Source organism: Haliea sp. (assembly GCF_041395985.1).
Lineage (GTDB): Bacteria > Pseudomonadota > Gammaproteobacteria > Pseudomonadales > Halieaceae > Haliea.
Genome location: NZ_JAWKZJ010000004.1, coordinates 219,832 through 232,673 on the forward strand (window position 1 = coordinate 219,832; position 12,842 = coordinate 232,673).

17 protein-coding genes and 1 tRNA gene are annotated in these 12,842 nt (G+C 61.8%); 8 read left to right on the plus strand and 10 right to left on the minus strand.

The features are described 5' to 3' along the window. Positions 1–64: 64 nt before the first annotated feature. Positions 65–152 (plus strand) — tRNA-Leu (locus R3E49_RS09580). 56 nt (positions 153–208) lie between these two features. On the opposite strand, the gene R3E49_RS09585 is transcribed toward R3E49_RS09580, so the two are convergent. Together R3E49_RS09585 and R3E49_RS09590 are read right to left on the minus strand one after the other, a co-directional pair. Then, positions 209–829, minus strand: coding sequence for a PEP-CTERM sorting domain-containing protein (locus R3E49_RS09585; RefSeq protein WP_371294837.1), 621 nt, complete (start codon positions 827–829; stop codon positions 209–211). Between the two features lie 214 nt (positions 830–1,043). Further along, on the minus strand, positions 1,044–1,685 hold the full coding sequence (locus R3E49_RS09590; protein WP_371294838.1) for an NnrU family protein: 642 nt from the start codon (positions 1,683–1,685) through the stop codon (positions 1,044–1,046). Between the two features lie 281 nt (positions 1,686–1,966). Between R3E49_RS09590 and R3E49_RS09595 the strand changes: the two genes are divergently transcribed. Beyond that, positions 1,967–2,581, plus strand: coding sequence for a dUTP diphosphatase (locus R3E49_RS09595; protein ID WP_371294839.1), 615 nt, complete (start codon positions 1,967–1,969; stop codon positions 2,579–2,581). Further along, positions 2,578–3,501 (plus strand): hypothetical protein, encoded by a 924-nt coding sequence (locus tag R3E49_RS09600; RefSeq protein ID WP_371294840.1) that lies wholly within the window; start codon positions 2,578–2,580, stop codon positions 3,499–3,501. Before R3E49_RS09595 ends, R3E49_RS09600 begins: the two co-directional genes overlap by 4 nt. Here R3E49_RS09600 and trmA read toward each other — a convergent pair. The 6 genes from trmA to R3E49_RS09630 all read right to left on the minus strand — a co-directional run bounded on the left by trmA (position 3,498) and on the right by R3E49_RS09630 (position 6,754). Then, positions 3,498–4,601 carry a tRNA (uridine(54)-C5)-methyltransferase TrmA gene (gene trmA, locus R3E49_RS09605; protein ID WP_371294841.1) on the minus strand — a complete coding sequence of 368 codons (1,104 nt, stop codon included), beginning with the start codon at positions 4,599–4,601 and terminating at the stop codon, positions 3,498–3,500. The two genes, R3E49_RS09600 and trmA, sit on opposite strands and share 4 nt — an antisense overlap. Positions 4,602–4,624: 23 nt before the next feature. After that, complete coding sequence (locus tag R3E49_RS09610) at positions 4,625–4,942, minus strand: TusE/DsrC/DsvC family sulfur relay protein (RefSeq protein ID WP_371294842.1); 318 nt, start codon at positions 4,940–4,942, stop codon at positions 4,625–4,627. 8 nt (positions 4,943–4,950) lie between these two features. After that, positions 4,951–5,241: a sulfurtransferase complex subunit TusB gene (tusB, locus tag R3E49_RS09615; protein WP_371294843.1), complete on the minus strand. Its 291-nt coding sequence runs from the start codon at positions 5,239–5,241 to the stop codon at positions 4,951–4,953. Between the two features lie 2 nt (positions 5,242–5,243). Further along, positions 5,244–5,615, minus strand: coding sequence for a sulfurtransferase complex subunit TusC (gene tusC / locus R3E49_RS09620; RefSeq protein WP_371294844.1), 372 nt, complete (start codon positions 5,613–5,615; stop codon positions 5,244–5,246). Next, positions 5,612–6,016, minus strand: coding sequence for a sulfurtransferase complex subunit TusD (gene tusD / locus R3E49_RS09625; protein WP_371294845.1), 405 nt, complete (start codon positions 6,014–6,016; stop codon positions 5,612–5,614). The genes tusC and tusD overlap by 4 nt, the downstream gene beginning before the upstream one ends. A 63-nt stretch (positions 6,017–6,079) precedes the next feature. Next, the gene (locus R3E49_RS09630; RefSeq protein ID WP_371294846.1) at positions 6,080–6,754 is read right to left on the minus strand and encodes a Bax inhibitor-1/YccA family protein; all 675 of its coding nucleotides are present in this window, start codon (positions 6,752–6,754) and stop codon (positions 6,080–6,082) included. 396 nt (positions 6,755–7,150) lie between these two features. Here R3E49_RS09630 and R3E49_RS09635 point away from each other — a divergent pair, with 396 nt between their 5' ends. Both R3E49_RS09635 and R3E49_RS09640 read left to right on the plus strand, forming a co-directional pair. After that, a complete protein-coding gene (locus tag R3E49_RS09635; RefSeq protein WP_371294847.1) occupies positions 7,151–8,059 on the plus strand; it encodes an NAD-dependent epimerase/dehydratase family protein in 909 nt (302 codons plus the stop codon). Beyond that, positions 8,056–8,475, plus strand: coding sequence for a nuclear transport factor 2 family protein (locus tag R3E49_RS09640; protein WP_371294848.1), 420 nt, complete (start codon positions 8,056–8,058; stop codon positions 8,473–8,475). The genes R3E49_RS09635 and R3E49_RS09640 overlap by 4 nt, the downstream gene beginning before the upstream one ends. 40 nt (positions 8,476–8,515) lie before the next feature. On the opposite strand, the gene R3E49_RS09645 is transcribed toward R3E49_RS09640, so the two are convergent. Next, complete coding sequence (locus R3E49_RS09645; RefSeq protein WP_371294957.1) at positions 8,516–9,526, minus strand: HupE/UreJ family protein; 1,011 nt, start codon at positions 9,524–9,526, stop codon at positions 8,516–8,518. Beyond that, entirely contained in the window at positions 9,526–10,464 is a 939-nt protein-coding gene (locus tag R3E49_RS09650; RefSeq protein ID WP_371294849.1) for a peptidyl-prolyl cis-trans isomerase, read from the minus strand. The genes R3E49_RS09645 and R3E49_RS09650 overlap by 1 nt, the downstream gene beginning before the upstream one ends. 85 nt (positions 10,465–10,549) lie before the next feature. Between R3E49_RS09650 and R3E49_RS09655 the strand changes: the two genes are divergently transcribed. From R3E49_RS09655 to R3E49_RS09665, 3 genes are all read left to right on the plus strand, one after another. Next, positions 10,550–11,143 (plus strand): ACP phosphodiesterase, encoded by a 594-nt coding sequence (locus R3E49_RS09655; RefSeq protein ID WP_371294850.1) that lies wholly within the window; start codon positions 10,550–10,552, stop codon positions 11,141–11,143. A gap of 69 nt (positions 11,144–11,212) precedes the next feature. Further along, positions 11,213–11,644, plus strand: a complete 432-nt coding sequence (locus R3E49_RS09660) for a hypothetical protein (protein ID WP_371294851.1) — start codon at positions 11,213–11,215, stop codon at positions 11,642–11,644. 162 nt (positions 11,645–11,806) lie between these two features. Further along, entirely contained in the window at positions 11,807–12,814 is a 1,008-nt protein-coding gene (locus R3E49_RS09665) for a sodium-dependent bicarbonate transport family permease (protein ID WP_371294852.1), read from the plus strand. Positions 12,815–12,842: the final 28 nt, after the last annotated feature.

A 12,842-nucleotide genomic window follows, 5' to 3' on the forward strand; every position in this document is an offset into this window, starting at 1 on the left:
TTTTTGCCACCACACAGCGCTGTGCTATGATGCGCGCCGCGCGGGTCCCGCGTCATTGCCCAGGGCCCGGGTGGTGAAATTGGTAGACACAGGAGACTTAAAATCTCCCGATCATTGCGATCGTACCGGTTCGATTCCGGTCCCGGGCACCACCAAATCGTAGGCAATAAAAAGCCCACCGAAGTGGGCTGGATATCCAGGGTTCTGCTTACGCTTTCTTGCGGCGTGACCATCCAAGTGCGGCAAGTCCAAGGCCAAACAGAGCGAGGGTTGCGGGTGCCGGCACGGGCTCAACCGCCGCAGCAGTCTCAAAGCGGAAGTCTTCCAAATGAACGATGCGACCATTGCTGGCGGTGTCGTTGATGCGGACCCGAGTGATGCCGGCAGCGTCCTCCCACCCAGCGAAAACCAACCCGTCATTGTTCCCATAGTTGATTGTCCCGAGTAACACATCCCCTACGCCAAAGAAGTCGACGAACCCTGCATAGGTAGTGGTCCCGCCTCCGATGCGTCCACCGACTCGCTGGAAAAAGCCGCCAAGCACGACATCGATCCATCCCGTGTCGGAGCTATTTCCTATGCATTCAAGATCACAGTCGGCCTCAAAGTTGTCCGTGTACCGAATGTCGCCAGAGTCAGTGGTATACGTATTCCCATCAATGACCAATGGGCCTGGATTGCTAAAGGGAAGGCCAAGTCCATTGAACGTCGTGACAGTTTCAGACCCGCTGAAATCACCAAGGGCGATTGGGCCGGCGCCGACGTTGGCTGAGGCGATGAGGGTTAATGCGAAAGTGGTCAACAGGCTTTTCAAGTTAAGTGGCATCATAGTCCTTTCCCCAATTACATTTTGTCGTGGTCGTTTTCGTAAGGGTGGTCCAGCAAGAATCAGGCCCGAAACCCCAACTTATTGAAATAACTTGGAATAAGTGTGCCTTTGCGTACATTTCAGCTCACAGAGGTAGACTGACTGTAAAATTTGCTGACACGGTGAAAACGTCTGCTTTGCCTCCAGAGCGGTCAACAAGGCGCCCGTGAGCAACTCAGCAACACACCGACTTTAACAACGCCAGTGGGTCGGCCCCGAACAGGCTGGGGTGTGCGAACAGAAGTACCATCCACAATACACAACCCAGAATGGTTCCCAGCAGCGCATTGCGATCCAGGTGTCCGGCGGCGAGGCCGGATACCAGCCCGGCGTGTGCCGGTGTCGCGTCGCGGTTTGCGCGTCGCTCCAGGAATCCAATCCCCACGATGCCAAACAGAGCCGAGCCACCGAATAGCAGTAGCGCGGGCCACTCACCATTGGCCGGGATGTGTGCTACGCCCCACAGGGTCAGCCCCCAGACGAGGGGGTGCCTGGTCCAGCCGATAATCCCGGGCCGTTGCGGGTCGAAGCCGTCGCTGCGGAAGGATACGGAGTAGGGGTTGGGCGACAACGCGGCCACGGTGATCAGCACCACGGCGAGCATTGAACAGGCCGCGGCGAAGGGGTAGGCCCAGACGGGGGTTGCCCAGAGTGCCGTGCGTTCGGCCGCCAGCAGGGCCAGAATCACCCAGCCAAGCAACACGACAGACAGCAGGGAATAGGCGCCCAGATAAACGCGTCGGCCAAGGCGCGCGACGAGCCAGGGACGCAGTGCCGTGCGCGATATCAGCACATGGCTCAGAACAAAGGCGCTCATGGCGAGAATTACCTGCATACTTGGATGCGCTCCGGTGTCGATGTCTGGTGCATTGTCAGCCCTTCGGGTTGATGTTCAGGTGGCTGCAGGCCCCCGCAATTCCACGCCCTGCCGCATCAAACTAGCGCACTCGATCGTCGAAGGCGAGTCAGCGCTCCGGTACACAGGGGGCACAACGGGTATCTGCTGCGCACGCAGCGTGGTGCCATATCCTCGGCGCTGCTATCCTAGCGGCTGATTCCCAGGGCGAGGCAACACAGTTGAAACAGGCATTGGCAACCATGCTGACGATGCAGGACCGGATGAACACGCGGATTCATCCGCAGTGGATTGAGCAGAAGTTTGCGTGGTATCGCGCGCTCTGGATCGAATGCGGTGAGCTTATCGAGCACTATGGCTATAAGTGGTGGAAGAAGCAGACACCCGATATGGAACAGGTGCGCCTGGAAGTGATTGATATCTGGCACTTTGGCCTTTCGGCACTGTTTGATGGAAAACAGGGTGTCGCGGCCATCGCGGAGCAGATTGCCATGGCGGTGGAGGATTTTACCCCCGCGGGGCTCGACGTGCGCGAAGCCACCGAGGCGCTGGCCCTGCATGCCCTGCAGACACACGGGTTCTGCCCGCAGCGTTTCTGGGAGCTGATGCATGCCGCTGACATGGATTTCAACGATCTGTACAGCGCCTATGTAGGCAAGAATGTACTGAATTTCTTTCGCCAGGATCACGGCTACCAGTCGGGCAGTTACCAGAAGCTCTGGCAGGGCCGGGAAGATAATGAGCACCTGGTGGAAATCCTGGCCGCACTGGACAGCGCCGCACAGGATTACGCCGACCAGGTGTACCAGTGCCTGCAGGCGCGGTATCCGGGTCCGCGGGCAGACGGCAGCCAATGAGCCAGGAAGAGGAGCGTCTCTCCACCAGTGCCCTGGCGCGGGCGCTGGAGATTCCAGTGCAGCAACTGTTCGTGACGCTGAAGGACTACGGCTGGATTCGCCGCCACGCCGACAACTGGCTGCTGACCCAGAAAGGAGAGTATGAAGGCGGCACCTACCGTGACAGCAAGCGCTTTGGTCGCTATATCGTCTGGCCCGCTGCGCTCGTCCAGCACCCGCTGCTCAGTGCGATCGAATCCAACCAGCGCATTACCGCCAGTCAGATGCGTCGCTACTATCCACGGCTGCAGCCCCGCCAGTTAAACCGTGCGCTGGCAGAACTGGGTTTGCAGCAGCACAGCATTCTGGGCTGGGAGCTGACCGATTTCGGGCGCCATCTCGGCGGCCAGCAGGTCGAGAGCGACAGCACCGGCGCGTTCTATGTCAGTTGGCCACATGAGATTGTTGACCACCCGGTCATCCACCGTGAGCTGGAGCGTTTGTCCGGGCAGCCAGACTGTGGCAGCGAGCCGCAGACGGTGTCGGACGATACCGAGCCGGACCTGTTTGCAGCGGCAGATTCTGCGCTTCCGGGGTGGCCCGCCGAGGGCGCCTGCAGTGGCATTGACGGACACGCCACGGGGAGTCCGCTGCAGGCCCTGGTCTGCAACTGGTTGTATCTGGCGCAGCTGGCGCACGCCACGCGCCGTGCGCTGCCCGTTGAGGAAGCGCTGTGGGCTGACTTCTACCTCCCTGCGGGCAGTGTGTACATCGATTGCTGGGATGAGAAGGCCGCACCGCCACAGCTGGCGGCCCGGCTGCGCAATAAGGAAGTCTGCAAGGCCGAGGGATTGCGCTACCTTGAGGTCAAGGCCGCCGATGTTGAACGTCTTGATGAGGTGCTGGGCCGCGGCCTGCTGGCGTTTGGGATTCGCTGCTAGCGCGCCGCTCGTTGGCGCAAGACGACACCGCACTCCATATGGTCGGTGTAGGGGAACTGGTCGAACAGGGCGAAGCGACTCACATCGTGAGTCTCATTGAGCTGCACGAGGTTGTCTGCCAGCGTCACCGGGTTGCAGGACACATAGATGATCGTTGGAAAAGCTTGCACCATGGCGACGGTCGCGGGGTCCAGTCCTGCTCTGGGCGGATCTACAAACACCGTGTTGAGGCAGTAGTCCTCAAGGGGCTGCGGGAGCTGCGCGAGGCGCCTGAACTGGCGCTCGCCATTCATCGCCTGGGTCACTTCCTCTGCTGCAAGACGGATCATGGCCACGTTGTCGATGTGGTTGGCGGCGATGGCCCATTGCGCCGCACGAATCGAGGTCTTTGCCAGCTCAGTTGCCAGTACCTGATTGAAGTGGCGTGAAAGTGGCAGGGTGAAGTTGCCGTTACCGCAATACAGTTCCAGCAGGTCGCCGCGGGCGGATGCGGCGTTGGCGCAGGCCCATTCGATCATGTGCCGGTTAACCCCTGCGTTTGGCTGGGTAAAGGCCTGCTCGTACTGTCGGTAGAGGTAATCCCGGCCCGCCACCTGCAGTTGCTCGGTGACATAGTCCCGCCCGATCACGACTTTCTGCTTGCGGCTGCGGCCGACCAGCGCCACGTTGAATTCCTCTGCCAACAGCTGGGCTGCTGTCTCCCAGTCTGTGTCCAGACGGCGGTGGTAGGCCAGGGTGATGAGGGTCTCTCCGTGCGTGGTGCTGAGGAACTCGATCTGGAACAGCTTGCGCCTGAGTACCGTGTGCCGGCGCAGGTAGTCGCGCAGCGCCGGCATCAGCGCCTGAATGGCGTCGCAGGCGATCGGAAATTGCGTGATGGGAATGGGCGAGTTCGGATCGCCGGGCGGGAACATCACATAGTCCAGCGCGTCCCCGTCGTGCCATATGCGGAACTCCGCGCGCATGCGAAAGGCCTCCGGAGCGGAAGGAAAAATCTCCGGCGCGGGCACCGCGAAGGGGGCCAGGCGCTGGCAGGTCTGCGCAACCTTGGTTGCCAGCAGCGCATCATAGTTCGCCGGATCAAAGTGACCGAGGGGCATAACCGGGGTCTCGTCTGGGGTGCCTACAGGCAATTGTCGGGTTTGGGCAGCCCGGCAATCTTGCTCGCCAGCTTTGCCGGTGATCCGGGAAACAGCGACAGCAGGTACATGCTGCGGCCGTAGTCCTCGCCGAGGTGTATGCGCACCCACTTGACCAAGGGGCGCATTGCCGGTGAGCTGTCGAATTGTCGGTAGTACTGCCGCAGCAGGGTGATGACTTCCCAGTGCGCCGGGGTCAGCGTCAGACCTTCCGCTGCGGCCACCTGTTCGGCGACGGCGGGTGTCCAGGCCTGCATATCCCGGAGGAAGCCTTCGCCATCAAACGCGCTGCCGGGTAGCATGTGCGGGCCTAGTACCAGGCCATCTGTTGGGCGTGCTGTTCGGTGAGGCTGACAAAACCGTCGTCGTCAACCACCGTGAAACAGGCAGCGAGACGCTGCTGCACGCCGGCGGCTCTGGCATCTGCGTCCAGCACATGCAGGCTGGCTCCGCTTTGCTCCAGCGCCAGCCAGTCCTCGCTGTGCTGCAGCGCGATATACACACCGTCGCCGAGTAGCAGCAGGGCGTCATTCGCGCGCAGCAGGGCGATACATTCTTTCACTGCGGGGTGGCCGGGGGCGCAACTGAGGGTATGCAGCATGGCTAGAAACCCAGAATGTGCTGGTGGCTGTCAAACAGTGATCGCTGCGCGTCGCGATCCACAAGCGTTGCCCCACTGGGCAGGTCTTCTGCCGTCAGCCCGAAGTGTTCCGCCGCCTCGGCATCCACATAGCAACGTTCGAGGTCGTACAGTGGCATCGAGTCGATAACCTTGCGCAGGTTGCGTACGCCCACGCTGGCGCTGTCCTGCTGGGGTAGCAATTGCAGCACACCGGCACCCAGGAACAGCAGGGTAACCGGTTGATCAAAGGCGGCAGTCGCGAGTGCGGTGTCCAGCGCCGCCCGCGCCAGACTGCGCCCGGGTTGCGGGTGACGGGTCACAACGAGCACACCGCTTTCGGCTGTTGCGCTCATCCCGCTGCTCCAAAGGTGATGACCCTGTCAGCCGACTGCATGGCCTCTACCAATAGGCCCAGTCCCCCCAGGGTGAAGCCCGGATACACCGTGGCGGAGGGAAAGCCGTGGCGCTGTGCTTCTGCAGCGTCCAGCAAGCCGCGCTTGACGGCCGAACTGACGCAGAGCACCAGTTCGGTGCCGTGTGTGTTGGCGAGTTCCGACCATGCCTGTTGCGGGCTGCGCTCATCCTGCGGCGTCACTGCACTGGCAAGCCCGTTGCTGGCACCGTTGTCGAGGAAGAAGACACGCTCCAGGGTGTGCCCGCGCGCCAGCAGGGCGGCGCCGAACCGGGCGGCGGTCAGGCTGGTGTGGCCGGAGACCGGTGCTGCCAGCACCAGCAGGCAGTAGTTCAGTGGCATGCGCTATGCCCAACAAAAAACCCCGGCGTGGGCCGGGGTTGGGTGCCTGCGCTGCGCTGGCCTTCAGTCATCGCCGCCGAACGCGGTGAGCAGTGACAGCATGTGCACGAACAGGTTGTAGATGTTCAGGTACAGGCCTACGGTCGCGCGGATGTAGTTGGTTTCACCGCCATGGATGATGCGGCTGGTGTCAAACAGGATCAGCCCGGACATGATCATCACCACGGCGGCCGAAATGGTCAGCGACAGCGCCGGGATGGCGAGGAAGATGTTGGCAATCATGGCGACCACCGCCACGATGAGGCCAACCATCAGGAAGCCGCCCATGAAGGAGAAGTCCTTGCGCGTTGTCAGCGCGTAGGCAGACAAACCGAAGAAAACGATTGCTGTGCCGGCCAGGGCCTGCATGACCAGCGCGGGACCGCCCGGCATCGACAGGTAGTGGTTCAGCATGGGGCCGATAGACGCTCCCATAACACCGGTAAAGGCGAAGATAGCCAGCAAACCCTTGCTGGTGTCAGCCATCTTGTTCACCACAAACAGCAGGCCGAAGCCTACCAGCATCAGGATTAATGCGGCGCCCTGGGGCAACCCGATGGCCATTGATATGCCCGCTGTCACAGCACTGAACAGCAGGGTCATCCCCAGCAGCATGTAAGTGTTTTTTAACACCTTGTTGGTACTGACCAACGAATCCACGGCCGCTGTATTCACGTTGTACATGCTCTTCTGTTGCATCGTCTTACCGCTCCATCACTGTGCACCGAAGGTGCGAACACTACTTTGACACATCATAGTGGCGAAGTTCCCGGATTCCAAGGAATTCCGCCCCCGGTCGCTTCGATTATAGCCATAGAAATCAAGCGGTTATTACTACGCAGGGCAACGTGTCGTGGATCTGTCGGGCTGCGCTGGCGAGCGTCGACGAGCACCGGGACGCGCCTGCCGCACTCGCGGCGGGTGACGGAGGCCGGTTGTTCAACATGGCAGCCTCGTGCCTGCTTTTTGCGCCATGGCCGTGCCTTATCTGCCCCCGGGGCTTAACCGCTGGCGCGGGCACCCGGTACACTCATCGTTCTTTTGCCGGCGACCTGTGCGCGCCGGCGATGATTCCTGACAGGCGAGGAGACGGATATGCGAGTACTGGTGGTCGGTGGAACCGGGTTGATTGGCGGTCATGCTGCGCTGCATCTGGCACAGGCGGGGCATGAGGTGACCATCATGGCGCGCTCCCCCTCAAAGGTGCCTGCACTCGCGCAGCTGCCCTTTGTTGCCACACACTACGTCGACGATGACGTTGCGGACGGCCGCCTTGCGGGCTACGACTGGCTGGTGTTTGCCGCCGGAGTGGACATCCGGCAGCTGCCGCAGGATGGCTCGGTAACGGAGGAGGCGTTCTACACCCGGTATAACAGCGAAGGCATTCCGCGATTCTTCGCGGCCGCGAAGGCGGCCGGCATCAAGCGAGCCGCCTATATCGGCACTTTCTATCCCCAGGTCGCGCCGGAAAAGATCGAAACCAGCGCCTACGTGCGTTCGCGCAAGCTGGCGGATGATGCCATCCGCGCCATGAGCGATGACAGCTTCGCGGTGTGCAGCCTGAATGCACCGTTTGTCCTCGGCCATCTGCCGGGCCTGGAAATACCGCATCTCTATTACAACTACCTCTACGCCAAGGGGCTGATGGAAGGCGCGCCTCTGTTTGCGCCCGAAGGTGGCACCAACCACATCACCTCCGCCTCGCTGGCCGAGGCGGTACAGGGTGCACTGGAGAAAGGTGAGCCGGGCCGCGCGTACCTGGTGGGCGATGAAAACCTCTCGTGGAAAGCCTACTTCGAGATGTGGTGTGAAGAGACGGGCAATCCGCAAACGCTGGAAGTGCGCAGCGACGAGCACCCGCTGTTGCCGGACATCATCATGTTTGCGGGCCGCGGCGCCACGGTCAGTTATACCCCCGAGGGTGTCAGGGAACTGGGCTACGGGACGGGTCGGGTGCGCGATGAGGTCGCCGCCATCGTGGCCAGTTTCGAGGCAGCGCAATGAATCCGGAGACGATCCCGGCGTTGTTGGCGGCGAGTTACGCCACGACGGTGGATGACCGTAATTTCGCGGCGATGGAGTCGCTGATGTGGCCGGAGTTCACCCAGCAGGGTCCGGGCTTTGCCGCGGACTCGCGCGCGGTGTTTATCGGCAATCTGGAGTTTCTGCGCCAGTTCGACAGCACCTTTCACCTGGTCGGGCAGGTTGCGGGGCGCTGGCAGGGCGACCAGTACCGCGGCGAAACCTACTGTGTGGCGTCGCACTTCTATCAGCGCGATGGACGCTCCCTCTGTCTGGACATGGGGATACGCTACCAGGACGTGATTGAGATGCGTGCCGGCGAGGCGCGTTACCTGTCGCGGGATCTGAAGGTAGTCTGGCAGGATGAGCGCGAGATCACGCCGCCGACCTTCGGCTGAGGGAGATCGCCGAACAGTGAAGCGGCAAGTCGCTGGTGCATCACGCCAGCACTTCCAGCCCGCGCTCAATGCACCACATGGCGGAGAGCCCCCCGAGCAGGTAAACCGGCACCGGTTCCAGATGGCTCCGCCAGGGTGCAATGGCCCGGTGTAGCAGCCACCAGAGCAGCAGCACCACCAGGATAAACGCAATCTGTCCCGCCTCGATGCCGAGGTTGAAAAACAGCAGTGCCAGCGGCAGATTGCCCTCGGGCAGGCCGGTCGCGGCCAGCGCGCCGGCAAAGCCCATGCCGTGCAACAGGCCGAACCCTCCCGCCAGCCACCAGGGATGTCGCCGAGACAGGCTCTGCTGATTGTGCGATGTCAGGGCCAGTGCCAGCCAGAAAATGCTCAGGGCGATGGTGAATTCAACCAGCGCCACGGGATAATTGAAGAAACCCAGCGTCACCAGCGACAGCGTGATGCTGTGTCCCACCGTGAATGCCGTGATGGTCCAGAGCAGGCGTTTGCCACCGCCCACCAGCAGCAGCAGGCCAAAGACGAACAACAGGTGATCGATGCCCCGCCAGATATGGTCCATGCCCAGCAGGCTGTACTCGCCCATCACGCGCGCTGCGCTCGGCGCTTCCGGCACGATAAAGGACGGCTGTTCCGCGGTCAGCACCTGCTGGTACTGACGGCCGTCCTGCAGGTTGAGCATGAGCATCACGGACGCCTGATTGGCGGCGAGACCGTCGACGGCTAGGCGCTGTCCGACGAGCCGCGCGCGCTCATCACCGCCGCAGGCGAGTTGCAGTGTGGTCACCAGCCCGGTGCCTTCTGGCTGGGTCGGGCTTGTTGAGCGCACGCGGCAGTCCAGGGGCCAGACGGGCGCCAGCGGCACGGGGCTGCTGCTTTGCGCGGGTGTTTTCCACACCACATTGTAGTCACCCGATTCCAGCTCGGTCAGCTGCAGCAGGGTAGGCGCGAAGCGGTGTGCCTGGGCTGCAGCCGGTATCAAGGTCAGCAGGAGTGCGGCGCACAGCGTGAACAATGGGTAACGGATGATCATCACAGACGGAACTCGTACTGGGTCGCAAGCCGCTCGACTCCGGCTCGGAGTGCCTGGGTGCGTGCCTGCTGAGCCAGGTCACGAGCGAGTTGTTCGCGCACTTCCTCAAGGCGTGCCGGTCGCGCCGGGGTAACGTCATCGAGCCAGACCAGATGCAAGCCATACGCCGACCTGAGCGGGCCGATCCACACGCCCGTGGCGGTTGATTCGCCCATGAGCCTGTCGACGAAGACGGCGCCGAAGGTGCGCGCCAGCTGTTCGGGCGTCTGGTGGCGGAACGCATGACCGTGGAGGAACGGCGAGCTCAGCGGCAGCGCCTGCTGCGGGGTCATGGCGCTGTCGCGGATGCGCAAGGCAATGTCGGGCACATCGGGCTCGCGTTCCCGGTTGAAATAGACATGCTGCAGCGAGTAGCGGGGTGGGCGCTCCAGTTCGGCGCTGCGCGCTTCGAAGGCGGCCTCGATTTCGGCGTCGGTCGGTGCGGCCGGCGGATTGCTGGCGACGATCAGCTGCTCCATGACCTGGATCATGCGGCGGCGCACGACTTCGTCGCCCAGGTGCAGGCGCATGTCCAGTGCCTGCTGAAACAGGTCAGCGTCAGAGCTGTCGGCATCTGCCAGGCCGAGGAAGCGCAGGTTCAGCAGCAGCCGCTGTTGTACCACGGGGTCGTGGCGGTGCAGGTCCAGGGTCAGTGCGCGCTGAAACAGCATGTCCTGCTCCAGCTCGGTGCGCTTCAGGCCCGCGAGCTCCTCCGTGCTGGGGGTGCGCCCTGTCAACGCCACCCACTGGCCGGTGAGGGCTTCGATGCGCGACTGTGGCAGTGGCCCGACTACAGGGGCGGGAGGCGGGAACAGCCGTGCCTGAAGCAGGTACAGCAGCACGCCAAGCAGAAGAAAGTGAAGCCAGGGTGCGCGCAGGAATGCGGGGCGTAGTACCATCCAGCCGGAACATGTCATGTTATTCGGGGCCGCAATGGTCGCATCCCCGGAACCGAAAGGGTAGTGCCATCATGGTTTTTTCGCTGTGAATCACCTGGCGCATGCGCGGCTGTCGAGCGCCGATCCGCTGCACCGTGTGGGGAATGTCACCGGGGACTTTATCAAGGGTCCGCTGGCGCCGCAGGGTCTGTCAACGAAGCTTCGCGAGGGAGTGCAGCACCATCGGCTGATCGACCGGTATACCGACGATCATGCGGTCACGCGGGAGTTGCGGGAGCTGTTTGCGCCACCGTTCAGGCGCTACGCCAACATTTTGCTGGATGTCGCCTTTGACTATTTCCTTATCCAGCACTGGCAACGGTTTGCCGCCTTACCGCGCGCCGCCTTTGTAGCCAGCGTCTACGACCTGCTTATCGCGCATCGGCATGAGCTGCCAGCGCCCCTCGCCGAGGTGACCCCGCGCCTCGTGGCTCACGACTGGCTCAGCCGCTGCGATTCCCTGAAGGGTGTCGAGAGCACGCTGCGCGGCCTGTCCAGGAGATTGCAGCGCAGCAATCCGCTCGCAGATGGCGCAACGGAGATCGATCGCCATGCGGCGCAGATTGAGGCGGGTTTTCTCGCCTTCTTTCCAGAGGCCCTTGCGTTTTCTGACGCATTGGCGGTCCCGCCGCAGGATTAGGCGGATTCGGGCTGGTTTTTTCCACTCAGCCCCCTATGATTAAGCGAAACACAACAGGGAGAGCAGCACGTGGGCGCACACATTATGGTGAAAGACGGGGGTGGCATCGGTGCTTTTCTGGGGCGGTTTCCCTGGGTGCTGCTGGTGGTGGCCTATCCGGCGGTGCTTTACCAGTTTGAAGTTGACATGGCGTCGCAGCTGCATTTTGGGTTCGTGTACATCGGCTTGGGTGTCTTCGTCCTGTTCGTCGAGTTCTTCAAGTCGGGTGACATCAACACGGCATCGTTCTTTTTCGACCTGCTCTGGTCAATCACGGCGGTGATGCTGGGTACAGCACTGCTTACCTGGTTCCTGATCGAGGGCAACAGCAGCAATGGGCCGGGCTGGCAACAGGTGAACTATTTCCACTGGTTCGGCTGTGCCATTGTGCTGGGAGACGCGATTATCAGCCCGTTCAATGCATTCCGCACGGCGCTGCGTAATCTCGGGCTGGGTGCCTGAGATGGCCCATGGGTAGGAGCGGGGAGTACCGGCGGGGCGGAGCCAGAGCAGAGCGCCTCTAAAAGTTCTTTATAAAAGAACGTTAATAAATAAATATTCTATTTTACTTGCCTTCATCGCGAGAGCAACATGCCTGTCCAACGCAACTGTTGGAAAGGCCCTATGGAACTCATACTCGATTTTCTGTCCCGTTTCCTGGTTCAGTTCCAGTCGCCCGCACTGGCGTTTCTGGTTGGCGGCATGCTGCTGGCTGCATTTCGCAGCAAGCTGGAAATACCGGATGCCATTTACCAGTTCTGCGTGTTCATGCTGTTGATGCGCATTGGCCTGGAGGGTGGCCTGGAAATTCGCGATGCCGAACTCGCAGACATGTTGTTACCGGCGATCATTGCGGTCGTTGTGGGGTGTGCCATTGTACTGGTGGGCAGTCTGGTGTTGTCTCGACTGCCCGGCGTGAAGACCGATGATGCAATTGCCACCTCCGGGCTGTTCGGTGCGGTGAGCGCCTCCACATTGGCTGCCGCCATGGTGATGCTGGAGGAGCAGGCGGTGACCTTTGAGGCCTGGGTGCCTGCGCTGTATCCATTTATGGACATACCGGCGCTGATTGTCGCGATCGTATTGGCCAACCTGTACCTGGCGCGCAAGAAAGAGGGCGCGAAAGCCAAAACACGAATCTGGCCCATCATCACGAGCAGCCTGCGCGGTTCCGCACTCAGCGCGCTGCTTCTGGGCCTGGCGCTGGGCTTGTTCACGCGGCCGGAGATTGTCTACGAAGGTTTCTACGATCCACTGTTTCGCGGTCTGCTGTCGGTGCTGATGCTGACCATGGGTATGGAGGCGTACACGCGCCTGAACGAGCTGCGCAAGGTGGCGCACTGGTATGCGGTGTATGCGACCTTCGCGCCGCTGGTGCACGGCTTGATTGCCTTCGGCCTTGGCTATGTGGCGCATGTCCTCACCGGTTTCAGCCCGGGCGGGGTGATTCTGCTTGCCGTGATGGCGGGGTCCAGCTCCGATATTTCCGGTCCGCCGACGTTGCGCGCCGCAATCCCCTCGGCCAATCCCTCGGCGTACATTGGGTCTTCGACGAGTGTCGGTACGCCTGTCGCCATCGCCGTGGGTATCCCGCTGTATGTGGCGCTGGCCCAGGCAGTATTTGGCCTGTAGCAGCGGTGCTATGCTGTAAACCGAAGAC

Bases quoted from the DNA above. Each gene is read 5' to 3' on its own strand.
- R3E49_RS09650 (WP_371294849.1), bottom strand. From the start codon at position 10,464: ATGGTACTACGCCCCGCATTCCTGCGCGCACCCTGGCTTCACTTTCTT.
- tusC (WP_371294844.1), bottom strand. From the start codon at position 5,615: ATGAGCGCAACAGCCGAAAGCGGTGTGCTCGTTGTGACCCGTCACCCG.
- trmA (WP_371294841.1), bottom strand. From the start codon at position 4,601: ATGCCCCTCGGTCACTTTGATCCGGCGAACTATGATGCGCTGCTGGCA.
- R3E49_RS09595 (WP_371294839.1), top strand. From the start codon at position 1,967: ATGCTGACGATGCAGGACCGGATGAACACGCGGATTCATCCGCAGTGG.
- R3E49_RS09665 (WP_371294852.1), top strand. From the start codon at position 11,807: ATGGAACTCATACTCGATTTTCTGTCCCGTTTCCTGGTTCAGTTCCAG.
- tusB (WP_371294843.1), bottom strand. From the start codon at position 5,241: ATGCTGCATACCCTCAGTTGCGCCCCCGGCCACCCCGCAGTGAAAGAA.
- R3E49_RS09585 (WP_371294837.1), bottom strand. From the start codon at position 829: ATGATGCCACTTAACTTGAAAAGCCTGTTGACCACTTTCGCATTAACC.
- R3E49_RS09645 (WP_371294957.1), bottom strand. From the start codon at position 9,526: ATGATCATCCGTTACCCATTGTTCACGCTGTGCGCCGCACTCCTGCTG.
- R3E49_RS09635 (WP_371294847.1), top strand. From the start codon at position 7,151: ATGCGAGTACTGGTGGTCGGTGGAACCGGGTTGATTGGCGGTCATGCT.
- tusD (WP_371294845.1), bottom strand. From the start codon at position 6,016: ATGCCACTGAACTACTGCCTGCTGGTGCTGGCAGCACCGGTCTCCGGC.
- R3E49_RS09640 (WP_371294848.1), top strand. From the start codon at position 8,056: ATGAATCCGGAGACGATCCCGGCGTTGTTGGCGGCGAGTTACGCCACG.
- R3E49_RS09610 (WP_371294842.1), bottom strand. From the start codon at position 4,942: ATGCTACCCGGCAGCGCGTTTGATGGCGAAGGCTTCCTCCGGGATATG.
- R3E49_RS09630 (WP_371294846.1), bottom strand. From the start codon at position 6,754: ATGCAACAGAAGAGCATGTACAACGTGAATACAGCGGCCGTGGATTCG.
- R3E49_RS09590 (WP_371294838.1), bottom strand. From the start codon at position 1,685: ATGAGCGCCTTTGTTCTGAGCCATGTGCTGATATCGCGCACGGCACTG.
- R3E49_RS09600 (WP_371294840.1), top strand. From the start codon at position 2,578: ATGAGCCAGGAAGAGGAGCGTCTCTCCACCAGTGCCCTGGCGCGGGCG.